This window comes from Bacillus sp. 5RYD7K, from assembly GCF_059831465.1.
In genome coordinates, this window is record NZ_CP191200.1 from 699,273 (window position 1) to 712,307 (window position 13,035).

Sequence of the window (13,035 nt, forward strand, 5' to 3'; positions counted from 1 at the left end):
CTCTTATTTAGAGGAATGGTTAAAACCAGTCCTCTAATTTTTCATAAATCCTCGGTAATTACGTTTCACTAACTGGCTCTCCAGCTGCTTCATTGTCTCCAAGGCTACCCCCACGACAATTAACAAAGATGTTCCGCCAATCTGTGCACTTTGAGGCAATCCAGCGAATTGAATGAAAAAGATAGGAAGAATGGAAATCACGGCTAAGAATATAGAACCCACAAACGTAAGTCGATACAAAATGCTCGTAATTCTATCTTGAGTCATTTTCCCTGGACGAACCCCCGGGATATAGCCACCCTGTTTTTTAAGGTTATCTGCCATTTGTTCAGGGTTTACCTGCACAAAAGCATAGAAGTACGTAAAGGCGATAATTAATGCGACATAAACCGTCATGCCCACCGGATGTGTATTGTCAAAGTTGGCTTGAATCCACTTTGTCACATCGTTTGTTCCGAAAAATGACGCGATAGTACGCGGCGTTATAAGAAACGCAACCGCAAAGATTACCGGAATAACCCCTGCCGGATTCACTTTAAGCGGAAGGTGAGTTGACTGGCCTCCGCCAGCAGGTGAACGACCTTGCCCTTTTGCATATTGAATCGCGATTTTGCGTACGGCCTGCTGAATGAAAATAACACCAACAATTACGGCCAAAATCGCAATCACCAGTAAGGCGATTTTCACAATATGAATAAACAGCTGATCGCTGCTGCCGACAAATTGAGTCTCATAAATCTGCCCAACAGTTTTCGGAATACTAGCCACAATCCCCGCGAAGATGATGATCGAAATTCCGTTTCCTACTCCATTGGAAGTAATTTGTTCTCCCAGCCACATTAAAAAAGCAGTTCCTCCAGTGAGTACTAAAGCAATAATCAGATATGTCGATATGCCGGATTTCTCAATCAGCATACCGTTTGCCAGGTTGTTAAACCCGTAAGACATACCTAATGCCTGGATAAAACCAAGCACAATCGTAGAATATCTCGTGAACTGAGCTAATTTACGGCGGCCGACTTCACCTTGCTTAGACCACTCGGTAAACTTCGGCACAACATCCATCTGAAGCAGCTGAATGATGATCGAAGCAGTGATGTAAGGCGTAATTCCCATCGCAAAGATGGAGAACTGATAAAGCGCACCGCCGCCAAATGTATTAAGGAGATCAAAAACCCCCATCGAACTTTGTGTCTGTAACGCCTGAGCATTAACATATGGCACAGGGATAAACGCACCTATGCGAAAGACGATAAGCATGAGTAATGTGAAAATGATTTTATTCCGAATATCACTCACACGCATAAAGTTGGAGATTGTCTTAAACAAGTTAGATCACCTCAGCTGTACCGCCAGCAGCTTCAACAGCTTCTTTCGCAGAAGCAGAGAATTTATTGGCTTTTACAGTTAATTTTTTCTCTAATTTACCGTTGCCAAGAATCTTTACTCCTGCATTTAGTTTGCTAATAACACCAGTCTCAAGAAGAAGTTCAGGAGTGACTTCCGTTCCTTCCGCAAAACCGTTCAATTTGTCTACGTTCACAATAGCGTATTCCTTGCGGTTGATGTTTGTAAAACCACGCTTAGGAAGACGTTGGAATAAAGGCATTTGTCCCCCCTCGAATCCAGGGCGCACACCGCCGCCGGAACGAGCGTTTTGACCTTTGTGACCTTTACCAGCTGTTTTACCGTTACCAGAACCAATACCACGACCTACGCGATTGCGCACTTTGCGTGAACCTTCTGAAGGCTTTAATTCATGAAGTTTCATTAGGACACCTCCTTAGCCTATAATTTATTTTTATTGTTCTTTAACAGAAACTAGATGAGATACTTTATTAATCATACCGCGGATCGCAGCGTTATCTTCATGAACGACAGTTTGGTTTGTTTTCTTTAAACCAAGTGTTCTGACAGTAACGCGCTGATCTTCCGGGCGACCGATTACACTGCGTTTGAGGGTAATTTCTAATTTAGCCATTAATGTTCCCTCCTTATCCTAACAGTTCTTCTACAGATTTTCCACGAAGCTTCGCAACATCTTCGGCACGTTTAAGCTCACTTAAACCTTGAAGTGTTGCACGGATCATGTTGATCGGTGTGTTAGAACCTAAAGACTTAGAAAGGATATCAGCAACGCCAGCAAGCTCAAGTACCGCACGTACAGGGCCTCCAGCGATAACTCCAGTACCTTCAGAAGCAGGTTTCAACAAGATATTGCCTGCACCGAAACGTCCGATGATTTCGTGTGGAATCGTAGTTCCAACCATTGGTACTTCAATCAAATTCTTTTTCGCATCTTCAACAGCTTTGCGGATTGCTTCAGGTACTTCTTGTGCTTTACCAGTACCGAAACCTACGTGACCGTTTTTGTCACCGACAACGACTAGAGCTGCGAAACGGAAACGACGACCACCTTTAACAACTTTCGCTACGCGGTTAACCGTAACTAAGCGTTCTTCTAACTCTAATTTGCTTGGGTCAATACGACGCATAATCATGTGTCCCTCCTTTTTTTATTAAAATTTCAGTCCGGCTTCACGAGCTGCATCGGCCAGAGCTTTTACACGTCCATGGTATAAGTATCCGCCGCGGTCAAATACTACGTCAGAAACACCTTTCTCAGAAGCGCGTTTCGCAACGAGTTCACCGACTTTAGCAGCAGCAGCGCTGTCACCAGTGCTTTCCACGTTCAAATCTTTGTCGAGAGTAGAGGCACTAACAAGTGTAACGCCATTTACATCATCGATGATTTGAGCATAAATGTGTTTGTTTGAACGGAACACATTCAGACGAGGTCTTTCAGCTGTGCCTGAAAGTTTAGCACGAACACGAGCATGTCTTTTTTGACGAGCAGCATTTTTGCTAGTTTTCGTAATCATCCTTGGTCACTCCTTTCTTCACTTTAAGCGGTCTTACTTAGCAGATTTACCTTCTTTACGGCGAACAACTTCACCTTCGTAGCGGATTCCTTTACCTTTGTAAGGCTCTGGAGAACGTACAGCGCGGATGTTAGCAGCAGTAGCTCCTACACGCTCTTTGTCTGTACCTTTTACAACTACTTTTGTTTGAGAAGGAACTTCGATTTCGATGCCCTCTTCAGGAACCATCTCAACAGGGTGAGAGTATCCAACGTTTAAAACAAGTTTGTTACCGGATTTAGCCGCACGATAACCGACACCGACTAATTCCAAACCTCTTTCAAATCCTTTAGATACGCCTTCAACCATGTTTCCAAGCAGACTGCGAGTCGTACCATGCAACGCACGGTGCTCTTTATGATCAGAAGGACGAGTGACTGTAAGCACGTTGTCCTCAATTTTGATTTCCATATCAGGATGGAAAGTACGAGTTAATTCTCCTTTTGGTCCTTTTACAGCTACAGTGTTGCCTTCGTTCAGCGTTACTGTAACTCCAGATGGGATCTCAAGCAGTTTTTTACCTACACGAGACATACTAAAACACCTCCATTCTTGTTAAACTTCTTACCAAACGTATGCTAGAACTTCTCCACCAGCTTGTTTTGCACGGGCTTCTTTGTCCGTTAAAACACCTTGTGATGTAGAAATAATCGCAATTCCAAGACCGTTAAGTACGCGAGGTACTTCATTTGATTTAGCGTATACACGCAAACCTGGTTTGCTGATTCTTTTAAGACCAGTGATAACGCGCTCGTTGTTTTGTCCGTATTTCAAGAAAACGCGGATGATACCTTGTTTGCTGTCTTCTACGAACTCAACGTCACGAATGAAACCTTCACGCTTTAAAATGTCAGCAATTTCTCTTTTCAATTTAGAAGCAGGAATTTCAAGCTTCTCATGACGTACCATGTTTGCATTGCGAATACGAGTCAGCATATCTGCAATTGGATCTGTCATAACCATTATATAATTACCTCCTTCCCATTCTTGGGGATTACCAGCTGGCTTTTTTCACGCCAGGAATTTGTCCTTTATATGCAAGCTCACGGAAACAAATACGGCAAAGTTTAAATTTACGAATGACTGAGTGCGGACGTCCGCAGCGTTCACAGCGAGTGTACTCTTGCACTTTAAACTTTGGTGTACGTTGTTGTTTCGCAATCATTGACTTTTTAGCCACGATTTCGCCTCCCTTTCATTGATTATTTCTGGAACGGCATACCTACTTGAGTTAATAGCTCACGAGCCTCTTCGTCAGAGTTAGCAGTCGTTACGATAACGATGTCCATTCCGCGAACCTTTGTTACTTTATCGTAGTCAATTTCAGGGAAGATTAACTGTTCTTTGATACCAAGAGTGTAGTTTCCGCGACCGTCGAAAGATTTCTTAGAAATCCCGCGGAAGTCACGCACACGCGGTAAAGATACAGAAATAAGTTTATCAAGGAAATCATACATGCGCTCTCCGCGAAGAGTTACTTTCGCACCGATAGGCATTCCCTCACGAAGACGGAATCCAGCAATTGATTTCTTCGCACGAGTAACGACAGGTTTTTGACCTGCGATAAACGTTAATTCTTCAACAGCACTGTCGATTGCTTTCGCATTTTGAACAGCATCACCAACACCCATGTTGATTACGATTTTTTCGATTTTCGGCACCTGCATAACAGAGTCGTAGTTGAACTTCGTCATTAAAGCAGGTGAAATTTCTTTATTGTACTTTTCTTTAAGGCGGTTCATGAGATAGACCTCCCTTCCTTTAATTACTATTTATCTAAAACTTGCCCAGATTTTTTAGCAATACGAACTTTTTTGCCATCTTCCACTTTGTATCCTACGCGAGTCACTTCACCTGTTTTAGGATCGAGCGGCATAACGTTTGATACATGAATTGGCGCCTCTTGATTAGAAATACCGCCTTGAGGGTTTGTTTGAGTCGGTTTAGAGTGTTTCTTCACCATGTTTACGCCCTCAACTAGAACGCGGTCCTTTTTAGGGAAAGCAGCAAGGATCGTACCTTGTTTGCCTTTATCTTTACCAGAGATAACCATAACTTTATCGCCTTTTTTCACATGCATCCTGATCGCACCTCCTTGAGTAAGGCATTTATTTCATTAGATAACTTCTGGAGCCAGAGAAACAATTTTCATGAAGTTGTTTTCACGTAATTCACGAGCAACCGGTCCGAAGATACGAGTTCCACGCGGGCTCTTGTCGTCACGGATGATAACACATGCATTCTCATCGAAGCTGATGTATGATCCGTCAGTTCTGCGTGCTCCGCTTTTTGTGCGAACGATAACAGCTCTTACGACTTCACCTTTTTTGACAACGCCTCCTGGTGTTGCTTGTTTAACCGTGCAAACAATTACATCACCAATGTTAGCCGTTTTACGTCCAGAACCGCCAAGAACTTTAATAGTAAGTACCTCACGCGCACCGGAGTTGTCAGCAACTTTTAAACGAGTCTCTTGTTGAATCATTATTTGTTACCTCCCTTCGGAAAAAGAATTCCGAACTTTATTAGATAATAACAGCTTCTTCGACAACTTCTACTAGACGAAAACGTTTAGTTGCAGATAATGGACGAGTTTCCATGATCTTCACGATGTCTCCGATTTTAGCTTGATTATTTTCATCATGTGCTTTTAATTTCTTTGAGTATTTTACGCGTTTACCGTAAATAGGATCCTTTTTGTATGTTTCAACAACAACAGTGATGGTTTTATCCATTTTGTCAGAAACAACACGGCCTTGGTAAACCTTGCGTTGGTTACGTTCGCTCATGCTCACGACCTCCCCTCAGTGATTATTTGTTAGCAGCAATTTCTCTTTCACGAATCACAGTTTTCATGCGCGCGATAGCTTTGCGCACTTCACGAATGCGAGCAGTATTTTCAAGTTGTCCTGTCGCTAATTGAAAGCGAAGATTGAAAAGTTCTTCTTTAAGAGACTTTACTTTTTGTTCAATTTCAGCAGTGGTAAGGTCACGAATTTCATTAGCTTTCATTTGATTCACCACCAATTTCTTCACGTTTTACGAACTTCGTTTTAATTGGCAATTTGTGAGATGCAAGACGAAGCGCTTCACGAGCTACCTCTTCAGACACACCAGAAATCTCAAATAAAACTTTGCCCGGTTTTACAACAGCTACCCAGCCTTCAGGAGCCCCTTTACCGGAACCCATCCGTACCTCAAGCGGTTTAGCAGTGTAAGGTTTTGAAGGGAAAATTTTAATCCAAACTTTACCGCCACGTTTCATGTAACGAGTCATCGCAATACGTGCAGCTTCGATTTGACGGTTCGTGATCCAAGAAGCTTCAAGAGCCTGGATACCGTACTCACCAAAATGTACTTCAGTACCGCCTTTAGCGCGACCGCGCATTTTTCCGCGATGCTCTCTGCGATATTTAACGCGTTTTGGTAATAACATATTATTTTCCTCCTTCCTCAGTTTTCTTCTTAGTAGGAAGAACCTCTCCACGATAGATCCAGACTTTTACACCGAGCTTACCGTAAGTTGTGTCAGCTTCAGATGTTGCATAGTCGATGTCAGCACGTAAAGTGTGCAATGGAACAGTTCCTTCACTGTAGTATTCAGAACGAGCGATGTCAGCTCCGCCAAGACGGCCGGAAACCATTGTTTTCACACCTTGTGCTCCAGCACGCATAGTGCGTTGGATTTGTTGTTTCTGCGCACGGCGGAAAGAAATACGGTTTTCTAGTTGACGAGCGATGTTGTCAGCTACAAGCTGAGCATCAAGATCTGCTCTTTTGATTTCAAGAATGTTAATGTGTACACGCTTGCCAGTTAGGCTGTTAAGGGCTTTACGAAGTGCTTCAACTTCAGATCCGCCTTTACCGATTACCATACCAGGCTTAGCAGTGTGGATCGTAATGTTAACGCGGTTTGCTGCGCGCTCGATTTCTACTTTAGAAACAGAAGCGTCAGAAAGGCGTTTGCTAATGAATTCACGAATTTTTAAATCTTCGTGCAGGAAGTCAGCGTAATCTTTACCAGCGTACCACTTAGATTCCCAATCACGAATGACTCCGATACGAAGACCGACTGGATTTACCTTTTGACCCACTACTTATCCCTCCTTCTTTTCTGATACAACGATTGTAATGTGGCTCGTACGTTTGTTGATTTGGCTCGCACGTCCCATAGCACGCGGGCGGAATCTTTTTAACGTTGGGCCTTCGTCAACAAATGCTTGAGAAATAACCAGATTGTTAACGTCCATCTCGTAGTTGTGCTCAGCATTTGCGATAGCAGATTTTAAAACTTTTTCGATGATTGGAGAAGCAGCTCTCGGTGTTAGGTTCAAGATAGATACTGCTTCGCCTACTTGCTTACCTCGAATCAGGTCCATTACTAGACGTGCTTTACGAGGAGCAATACGGACTGTTCTTGCAACAGCTTTAGCTTGCATTTAAAAGCCTCCTCTCTTAGCGTCTTGTTTTTTTATCGTCACTGGCGTGGCCTTTGTAAGTACGAGTCGGTGCGAATTCGCCCAACTTGTGGCCTACCATGTCTTCAGAAATGAATACAGGCACGTGTTTACGTCCGTCATATACTGCGATTGTGTGACCGATAAATTGTGGGAAAATAGTTGAACGGCGAGACCAAGTTTTTACAACTTGTTTCTTGTCCGTTCCATTTAATTTCTCGATTTTTGTCATCAAGTGTCCATCGACAAATGGTCCTTTTTTCAAGCTGCGAGCCATTTTGGAACCTCCCTTCGTGATTGCACTACGGTCCGAAATGAACCGTAGACAACCCCGTTATTTATTTTTACGACGACGTACGATAAATTTATCAGATTTGTTCTTTTTCTTACGTGTCTTGAATCCAAGAGTCGGTTTGCCCCAAGGAGACATTGGTGATTTACGTCCGATTGGCGCGCGACCTTCACCACCACCGTGCGGGTGATCGTTAGGGTTCATTACAGAACCGCGGACTGTAGGGCGGATGCCTTTCCAGCGAGAGCGTCCTGCTTTACCAACGTTGATAAGTTCGTGCTGCTCGTTACCTACTTGACCGATAGAGGCGCGGCAAGCAGAAAGGATCATGCGAACTTCACCAGAGTTAAGACGTACAAGAACGTATTTGCCTTCTTTACCAAGAACCTGAGCAGATGTACCAGCTGAACGTACAAGCTGTCCGCCTTTACCAGGTTTTAATTCAATGTTATGCACAACAGTACCAACAGGGATGTTGATAAGCGGAAGTGCATTACCTACTTTGATGTCAGCTTCAGGGCCGGACATGATTTCAGTACCTACTTGAATTCCTTTTGGTGCAAGAATGTAACGTTTTTCTCCGTCTACATAATTGATTAGTGCGATGTTAGCTGAACGGTTTGGATCGTATTCAACTGTAGCAACGCGTCCAGGTATACCATCTTTATCGCGTTTGAAGTCGATAACACGGTATTGGCGTTTGTGTCCGCCACCTTGGTGACGTACAGTCAATTTACCTTGGTTGTTACGTCCGCCTTTTTTGTGAAGGGGAGCAAGCAAGGATTTTTCCGGCTGGTCAGTCGTGATTTCAGCAAAATCTGAAGTTGTCATGCCACGACGTCCGTTAGAGGTCGGTTTATACTTTTTAATCGCCATTTTGAATTTCCCTCCTTCTTTTTACAGATAATTAAGCTTCAAAAATTTCGATTTCTTTGCTGTCTGCAGTAAGTTTTACGATCGCTTTTCTGCGACGGCTAGTCATACCAGTATAGCGGCCGACACGTTTTGATTTCCCTTTGTAGTTCATGATGTTGACTTTGTCAACTTTCACTCCAAAGATACTTTCAACTGCATCTTTCACTTCTGTTTTATTAGCTCTTACATCAACTTCAAAAGTATATTTCTTTTCAGTCATTAAATCAGCAGAACGTTCAGTAATGACGGGGCGCTTAAGAACATCACGAGGATCTTTCATTATGCAAGCACCTCCTCTACTTTTTCAACCGCAGCTTTTGTAATCAGAAGCTTCTCGTGGTTGACAACGTCTAACACGTTGATTCCGTTAGCTTGAACAACTGTAACTCCAGGGATGTTGCGTGCAGAAAGAGATACTGCTTCGTTTGCATCCGCAGTTACGATTAAAGCTTTTTTCTCAACAGACAATCCTTTAAGGATAGCTGTCATTTCTTTTGTTTTAACCGTATCAAGAGTAAGATCTTCAAGAACAATAATGTTGTTGTCGTTCACTTTAGAAGACAATACTGATTTGATTGCCAAGCGGCGAACTTTTTTAGGTAATTTGTAAGAATAGCTGCGTGGTGTTGGGCCGAATACGACACCACCTCCGCGCCATTGCGGTGAACGGATTGAACCTTGACGGGCACGACCTGTACCTTTTTGACGCCATGGTTTGCGACCTCCGCCGCGTACTTCAGAACGATTTTTTACTTTGTGAGATCCTTGACGTAAGGAAGCTCTTTGCATAAGAATAGCGTCGAATACTACGCTCTCATTTGGCTCAATTCCAAATACAGAAGCGTTTAATTCGATATCACCAGCAGTAGAACCGTTTTGGTTGTATAATGCTACTTTTGGCATGATCAATTTCCTCCTTTCCTAAGAGACTTATTTAGATTTAACAGCACTTTTTACAGTGATTAAAGTTTTTCTCGCACCAGGTACGTTACCTTTAATCAAAAGAAGATTGCGCTCAGCATCAACTTTTACGATTTCAAGGTTTTGGACAGTGATTTGATCTCCGCCCATGCGTCCAGGTAATAGTTTACCTTTGAATACACGGTTAGGATCTACAGGTCCCATTGAACCAGGACGACGGTGGTAACGTGAACCGTGAGACATAGGTCCGCGAGATTGTCCGTGGCGCTTGATCGCACCTTGGAAACCTTTACCTTTAGATACTCCTGTTACATCTACGATTTCTCCTGCAGAGAAAATTTCAACCTTGACTTCCTGACCAATTTCATACGCATCCATATCCACGCCGCGTAATTCTTTAACGAAGCGCTTAGGAGCAGTTTCCGCTTTTGCAACGTGTCCTTTTTCCGGTTTGTTTGAAAGCTTTTCACGCTTATCGTCAAAACCAAGCTGGATCGCTTCATAGCCATCGTTTTCAGCTGTTTTCTTTTGAAGAACAACGTTTGGAGCTGCTTCAATAACAGTTACCGGGATAAGATCACCGTTCTCTGCGAATACTTGCGTCATACCAATTTTTCTTCCTAAGATTCCTTTGGTCATTCGTCACACCTCCTATTAAGATCATTCTATATTTTTGAATTAAAGTTTGATTTCGATATCGACACCAGATGGTAAGTCTAATCGCATGAGAGCATCAACAGTTTGTGGTGTTGGGTTCACAATGTCGATTAAACGTTTATGTGTACGCATTTCAAATTGCTCACGAGAATCTTTGTATTTGTGCACCGCACGAAGGATTGTGTAAACTGATTTTTCAGTTGGCAACGGAATCGGACCAGATACGCTGGCACCAGAACGTTTTGCCGTTTCAACAATCTTCTCTGCAGATTGATCAAGGATTCTATGATCATATGCTTTTAAACGAATACGAATTTTTTGTTTTGCCATTATTTTCCCTCCTTTTCGCCTACATCACGTTAGACAGTTCTCCGTGAGAAAAACCTGATCACCTTGCCATGGCAAAGCGGCCGGGTGTGTCAGCAACCTCTCACTTCATCGCAGTCAAAGACCAACATACACTATTATACAGAAAATAGACGTATGTTGCAAGGTTTATTTGAAGAACCTTGTGGTTTTCACACTTTGATTATTATACAGGTGATGTCTTGATTAATCAAGGATATGCCTGTTTTCTTTCAGAGATGGAAAGATGCGAATCGGCTGACAACTTCGGCAAAGCGGTCAGGCTCCTCCAAGTGAGGCGAGTGGGCTGAGTTTTCAAACCAGTGCCATTCTTTATACGGCGCTTCAACCTTCTGATAATATTCGTAAGATGTCGTTCCCGGAACCGTCAAATCGAATTTGCCTGACATAAAACAGCATGGTATTTCAATAGAAGAAACTGATTTCCCGGCATCAAAGAAAATGAGATCCTCCCACAGATGTTTCAGGCTGAACATTTGTCCCCGCGCAGCCAAAAAGCTCCCTCTCACACCGTACGGTTCCCCAAACAGCATTCGTCCGCCTGCTTTTAGAGCGCCGATCGGATTGTGGGTGAAGCCTCCTCCCTTCATCTCGATACAAAGCAGAAACAAAGACCGCTGCATCTGTCCGTCCCATGGAGGTGCACCGATAAAATCCAGCGTCTTTTGCAGCAGGCGGTGCTTACGCTCCCTGCTCCATGCTGTCAGCTGCCGGTAAGCTTCTGCTTCCTCCTTTTGGATATTAACCACTTGACTGATACCGATATACGCATAATACAAATCAGATCTCTTTTGAAGAACGTGAAGCGCCAAAACTGATCCCCACGAATAGCCTGCGATATATACTTTTTGCCTGCCGAATTGCTTACATAAACGTTCGGTCAAATGAATGGTGTCGGCCGTCAGCTGATCCAAAGTCATAGATGATCCCGGAATATCTTTTGAATACGAGAGTCCCGCCCCTCTCTGATCCCAGTTCACAACAGTGAAATGCTTCTCCAGCTTTTTTTGATATTTTCTCGCATAGCCGATTTGAGGGGTGCCGGGACCGCCGTGCAAAAACAAAAGCAGCGGATTATCCCTGTCGTCGCCATTAATCATAATGGTCTGTTCGCTATCGTTAATCAGCAATTGCTGAAGCATTGAAATCCGTTTGTTTGTCTTGAAGTTATCAATCATCGCTCCGCTCCTAAAATTTGTATAATCTCTATTATACATTGAATCAGCCGGGAAACAAAAAAACGAGGCCCCATAAGGGACCCCGCATGTATGAACGAGTCGATTACTCAGTGATTGTAGAAACAACGCCTGAACCAACTGTACGTCCGCCTTCACGAATAGAGAAACGAGTTCCTTCTTCGATAGCGATTGTAGAGATAAGTTCAACGATCATTTCAGTGTTATCTCCAGGCATAACCATTTCTACGCCTTCTGGAAGATTGATGATACCAGTTACGTCAGTTGTACGGAAGTAGAACTGAGGACGGTAGTTAGAGAAGAATGGAGTATGACGTCCACCCTCTTCTTTAGAAAGAACGTAAACTTCAGCTTTGAATTTGCTGTGTGGAGTGATTGTACCTGGTTTAGCAAGTACTTGCCCACGTTGGATGTCTTCACGAGCTACACCGCGAAGAAGTGCACCGATGTTGTCTCCAGCTTCAGCGTAATCAAGAAGCTTACGGAACATTTCAACACCTGTAACAGTTGTTTTGCTGTTTTCTTCTTGAAGACCGATGATTTCAACTTCGTCACCGACTTTAACTTGTCCGCGTTCTACACGGCCAGTAGCAACTGTACCACGACCAGTGATTGAGAATACGTCCTCAACTGGCATCATGAATGGTTTTTCAGTGTCGCGTTCTGGAGTTGGGATGTACTCGTCAACTGCAGCCATAAGTTCAAGAATTTTTTCTTCGTACTCAGCGTCGCCTTCAAGAGCTTTAAGGGCAGAACCTTTAACAACTGGTACATCGTCACCAGGGAAGTCGTATTCGCTAAGAAGATCGCGAACTTCCATTTCAACAAGCTCAAGAAGCTCTTCGTCGTCTACCATGTCGCATTTGTTAAGGAATACAACGATGTATGGTACACCAACGTTTTTAGAAAGAAGGATGTGCTCACGAGTTTGCGGCATTGGGCCATCAGCAGCAGATACTACAAGGATAGCTCCGTCCATTTGCGCAGCACCAGTGATCATGTTTTTAACATAGTCAGCGTGTCCTGGGCAGTCAACGTGTGCATAGTGACGAGTGTCAGTTTCGTACTCAACGTGTGCAGTAGAGATTGTGATACCGCGCTCACGTTCTTCTGGAGCACCATCAATTTGATCGTACGCCATAGCTGTACCTTTACCAGATTTCTTATGAAGTACTGTTGAGATAGCAGCAGTTAATGTTGTTTTACCATGGTCAACGTGTCCAATTGTACCGATATTGGCATGTGATTTGGAACGGTCGAATTTTTCTTTAGCCATTCTAAAATCCTCCTTAAGAGCTTTTAATTAGTGA

General features: G+C 43.4%; 24 protein-coding genes. All 24 read right to left on the bottom strand.

Going from position 1 to position 13,035, the window contains the following annotated elements:
- Positions 1 to 33: 33 nt before the first annotated feature.
- Positions 34 to 1,329, bottom strand: a complete 1,296-nt coding sequence (secY, locus tag ACQE26_RS03450; RefSeq protein WP_016935898.1) for a preprotein translocase subunit SecY — start codon at positions 1,327 to 1,329, stop codon at positions 34 to 36.
- A gap of 1 nt (position 1,330) precedes the next feature.
- Positions 1,331 to 1,771, bottom strand: a complete 441-nt coding sequence (gene rplO, locus ACQE26_RS03455; protein ID WP_003156499.1) for a 50S ribosomal protein L15 — start codon at positions 1,769 to 1,771, stop codon at positions 1,331 to 1,333.
- 30 nt (positions 1,772 to 1,801) lie between these two features.
- Positions 1,802 to 1,981, bottom strand: a complete 180-nt coding sequence (gene rpmD / locus ACQE26_RS03460) for a 50S ribosomal protein L30 (protein ID WP_003156497.1) — start codon at positions 1,979 to 1,981, stop codon at positions 1,802 to 1,804.
- Between the two features lie 13 nt (positions 1,982 to 1,994).
- The gene (gene rpsE / locus ACQE26_RS03465) at positions 1,995 to 2,495 is read right to left on the bottom strand and encodes a 30S ribosomal protein S5 (protein ID WP_003328273.1); all 501 of its coding nucleotides are present in this window, start codon (positions 2,493 to 2,495) and stop codon (positions 1,995 to 1,997) included.
- A 24-nt stretch (positions 2,496 to 2,519) separates the two neighbouring features.
- Positions 2,520 to 2,882, bottom strand: coding sequence for a 50S ribosomal protein L18 (gene rplR / locus ACQE26_RS03470; RefSeq protein WP_013350816.1), 363 nt, complete (start codon positions 2,880 to 2,882; stop codon positions 2,520 to 2,522).
- 33 nt (positions 2,883 to 2,915) lie between these two features.
- Positions 2,916 to 3,455, bottom strand: a complete 540-nt coding sequence (gene rplF / locus ACQE26_RS03475) for a 50S ribosomal protein L6 (RefSeq protein ID WP_060963745.1) — start codon at positions 3,453 to 3,455, stop codon at positions 2,916 to 2,918.
- Between the two features lie 30 nt (positions 3,456 to 3,485).
- Positions 3,486 to 3,884 (bottom strand): 30S ribosomal protein S8, encoded by a 399-nt coding sequence (rpsH, locus tag ACQE26_RS03480; protein ID WP_003156489.1) that lies wholly within the window; start codon positions 3,882 to 3,884, stop codon positions 3,486 to 3,488.
- 31 nt (positions 3,885 to 3,915) lie between these two features.
- Entirely contained in the window at positions 3,916 to 4,101 is a 186-nt protein-coding gene (gene rpsN, locus ACQE26_RS03485; protein ID WP_003156488.1) for a 30S ribosomal protein S14, read from the bottom strand.
- A gap of 22 nt (positions 4,102 to 4,123) precedes the next feature.
- Positions 4,124 to 4,663: a 50S ribosomal protein L5 gene (gene rplE, locus ACQE26_RS03490; RefSeq protein WP_003156487.1), complete on the bottom strand. Its 540-nt coding sequence runs from the start codon at positions 4,661 to 4,663 to the stop codon at positions 4,124 to 4,126.
- Between the two features lie 26 nt (positions 4,664 to 4,689).
- Positions 4,690 to 5,001 carry a 50S ribosomal protein L24 gene (gene rplX / locus ACQE26_RS03495; protein ID WP_014469620.1) on the bottom strand — a complete coding sequence of 104 codons (312 nt, stop codon included), beginning with the start codon at positions 4,999 to 5,001 and terminating at the stop codon, positions 4,690 to 4,692.
- Between the two features lie 36 nt (positions 5,002 to 5,037).
- Positions 5,038 to 5,406, bottom strand: coding sequence for a 50S ribosomal protein L14 (rplN, locus tag ACQE26_RS03500; RefSeq protein WP_007410404.1), 369 nt, complete (start codon positions 5,404 to 5,406; stop codon positions 5,038 to 5,040).
- Positions 5,407 to 5,446: 40 nt separating this feature from the next.
- On the bottom strand, positions 5,447 to 5,710 hold the full coding sequence (gene rpsQ, locus ACQE26_RS03505; protein WP_016935900.1) for a 30S ribosomal protein S17: 264 nt from the start codon (positions 5,708 to 5,710) through the stop codon (positions 5,447 to 5,449).
- A 22-nt stretch (positions 5,711 to 5,732) separates the two neighbouring features.
- Positions 5,733 to 5,933 carry a 50S ribosomal protein L29 gene (rpmC, locus tag ACQE26_RS03510; protein WP_003156482.1) on the bottom strand — a complete coding sequence of 67 codons (201 nt, stop codon included), beginning with the start codon at positions 5,931 to 5,933 and terminating at the stop codon, positions 5,733 to 5,735.
- Positions 5,923 to 6,357, bottom strand: coding sequence for a 50S ribosomal protein L16 (gene rplP / locus ACQE26_RS03515; protein WP_003156478.1), 435 nt, complete (start codon positions 6,355 to 6,357; stop codon positions 5,923 to 5,925). Before rplP ends, rpmC begins: the two co-directional genes overlap by 11 nt.
- A 1-nt stretch (position 6,358) precedes the next feature.
- On the bottom strand, positions 6,359 to 7,015 hold the full coding sequence (gene rpsC, locus ACQE26_RS03520; protein WP_003156476.1) for a 30S ribosomal protein S3: 657 nt from the start codon (positions 7,013 to 7,015) through the stop codon (positions 6,359 to 6,361).
- A gap of 3 nt (positions 7,016 to 7,018) precedes the next feature.
- Positions 7,019 to 7,360: a 50S ribosomal protein L22 gene (rplV, locus tag ACQE26_RS03525; protein WP_014662532.1), complete on the bottom strand. Its 342-nt coding sequence runs from the start codon at positions 7,358 to 7,360 to the stop codon at positions 7,019 to 7,021.
- A gap of 16 nt (positions 7,361 to 7,376) precedes the next feature.
- Positions 7,377 to 7,655 (bottom strand): 30S ribosomal protein S19, encoded by a 279-nt coding sequence (gene rpsS / locus ACQE26_RS03530; RefSeq protein WP_500470693.1) that lies wholly within the window; start codon positions 7,653 to 7,655, stop codon positions 7,377 to 7,379.
- 57 nt (positions 7,656 to 7,712) lie between these two features.
- Entirely contained in the window at positions 7,713 to 8,546 is an 834-nt protein-coding gene (gene rplB / locus ACQE26_RS03535; protein WP_003156470.1) for a 50S ribosomal protein L2, read from the bottom strand.
- A 31-nt stretch (positions 8,547 to 8,577) separates the two neighbouring features.
- Positions 8,578 to 8,865: a 50S ribosomal protein L23 gene (gene rplW, locus ACQE26_RS03540; RefSeq protein ID WP_003156467.1), complete on the bottom strand. Its 288-nt coding sequence runs from the start codon at positions 8,863 to 8,865 to the stop codon at positions 8,578 to 8,580.
- Positions 8,865 to 9,488, bottom strand: a complete 624-nt coding sequence (rplD, locus tag ACQE26_RS03545) for a 50S ribosomal protein L4 (RefSeq protein ID WP_016935901.1) — start codon at positions 9,486 to 9,488, stop codon at positions 8,865 to 8,867. The genes rplW and rplD overlap by 1 nt, the downstream gene beginning before the upstream one ends.
- 27 nt (positions 9,489 to 9,515) lie before the next feature.
- Entirely contained in the window at positions 9,516 to 10,145 is a 630-nt protein-coding gene (rplC, locus tag ACQE26_RS03550) for a 50S ribosomal protein L3 (RefSeq protein ID WP_007410402.1), read from the bottom strand.
- Positions 10,146 to 10,184: 39 nt separating this feature from the next.
- Positions 10,185 to 10,493: a 30S ribosomal protein S10 gene (rpsJ, locus tag ACQE26_RS03555; RefSeq protein WP_003156464.1), complete on the bottom strand. Its 309-nt coding sequence runs from the start codon at positions 10,491 to 10,493 to the stop codon at positions 10,185 to 10,187.
- Positions 10,494 to 10,741: 248 nt separating this feature from the next.
- Complete coding sequence (locus ACQE26_RS03560) at positions 10,742 to 11,707, bottom strand: alpha/beta fold hydrolase (protein WP_500470696.1); 966 nt, start codon at positions 11,705 to 11,707, stop codon at positions 10,742 to 10,744.
- 103 nt (positions 11,708 to 11,810) lie between these two features.
- Positions 11,811 to 13,001 (bottom strand): elongation factor Tu, encoded by a 1,191-nt coding sequence (gene tuf, locus ACQE26_RS03565; protein ID WP_003156451.1) that lies wholly within the window; start codon positions 12,999 to 13,001, stop codon positions 11,811 to 11,813.
- Positions 13,002 to 13,035 lie beyond the last annotated feature (34 nt).

What these genes read in the sequence shown, in the direction of transcription:
- rpmD (WP_003156497.1), bottom strand. Translation starts at nt 1,981, where the DNA reads ATGGCTAAATTAGAAATTACCCTCAAACGCAGTGTAATCGGTCGCCCG.
- rplW (WP_003156467.1), bottom strand. Translation starts at nt 8,865, where the DNA reads ATGAAAGATCCTCGTGATGTTCTTAAGCGCCCCGTCATTACTGAACGT.
- rplR (WP_013350816.1), bottom strand. Translation starts at nt 2,882, where the DNA reads ATGATTACGAAAACTAGCAAAAATGCTGCTCGTCAAAAAAGACATGCT.
- tuf (WP_003156451.1), bottom strand. Translation starts at nt 13,001, where the DNA reads ATGGCTAAAGAAAAATTCGACCGTTCCAAATCACATGCCAATATCGGT.
- rpsH (WP_003156489.1), bottom strand. Translation starts at nt 3,884, where the DNA reads ATGGTTATGACAGATCCAATTGCAGATATGCTGACTCGTATTCGCAAT.
- rplE (WP_003156487.1), bottom strand. Translation starts at nt 4,663, where the DNA reads ATGAACCGCCTTAAAGAAAAGTACAATAAAGAAATTTCACCTGCTTTA.
- rpsS (WP_500470693.1), bottom strand. Translation starts at nt 7,655, where the DNA reads ATGGCTCGCAGCTTGAAAAAAGGACCATTTGTCGATGGACACTTGATG.
- rpsJ (WP_003156464.1), bottom strand. Translation starts at nt 10,493, where the DNA reads ATGGCAAAACAAAAAATTCGTATTCGTTTAAAAGCATATGATCATAGA.
- rplN (WP_007410404.1), bottom strand. Translation starts at nt 5,406, where the DNA reads ATGATTCAACAAGAGACTCGTTTAAAAGTTGCTGACAACTCCGGTGCG.
- rplF (WP_060963745.1), bottom strand. Translation starts at nt 3,455, where the DNA reads ATGTCTCGTGTAGGTAAAAAACTGCTTGAGATCCCATCTGGAGTTACA.
- rpmC (WP_003156482.1), bottom strand. Translation starts at nt 5,933, where the DNA reads ATGAAAGCTAATGAAATTCGTGACCTTACCACTGCTGAAATTGAACAA.
- rplB (WP_003156470.1), bottom strand. Translation starts at nt 8,546, where the DNA reads ATGGCGATTAAAAAGTATAAACCGACCTCTAACGGACGTCGTGGCATG.
- rplC (WP_007410402.1), bottom strand. Translation starts at nt 10,145, where the DNA reads ATGACCAAAGGAATCTTAGGAAGAAAAATTGGTATGACGCAAGTATTC.
- rpsE (WP_003328273.1), bottom strand. Translation starts at nt 2,495, where the DNA reads ATGCGTCGTATTGACCCAAGCAAATTAGAGTTAGAAGAACGCTTAGTT.
- rplX (WP_014469620.1), bottom strand. Translation starts at nt 5,001, where the DNA reads ATGCATGTGAAAAAAGGCGATAAAGTTATGGTTATCTCTGGTAAAGAT.
- rplP (WP_003156478.1), bottom strand. Translation starts at nt 6,357, where the DNA reads ATGTTATTACCAAAACGCGTTAAATATCGCAGAGAGCATCGCGGAAAA.
- rplO (WP_003156499.1), bottom strand. Translation starts at nt 1,771, where the DNA reads ATGAAACTTCATGAATTAAAGCCTTCAGAAGGTTCACGCAAAGTGCGC.
- ACQE26_RS03560 (WP_500470696.1), bottom strand. Translation starts at nt 11,707, where the DNA reads ATGATTGATAACTTCAAGACAAACAAACGGATTTCAATGCTTCAGCAA.
- rpsQ (WP_016935900.1), bottom strand. Translation starts at nt 5,710, where the DNA reads ATGAGCGAACGTAACCAACGCAAGGTTTACCAAGGCCGTGTTGTTTCT.
- rplD (WP_016935901.1), bottom strand. Translation starts at nt 9,488, where the DNA reads ATGCCAAAAGTAGCATTATACAACCAAAACGGTTCTACTGCTGGTGAT.
- rplV (WP_014662532.1), bottom strand. Translation starts at nt 7,360, where the DNA reads ATGCAAGCTAAAGCTGTTGCAAGAACAGTCCGTATTGCTCCTCGTAAA.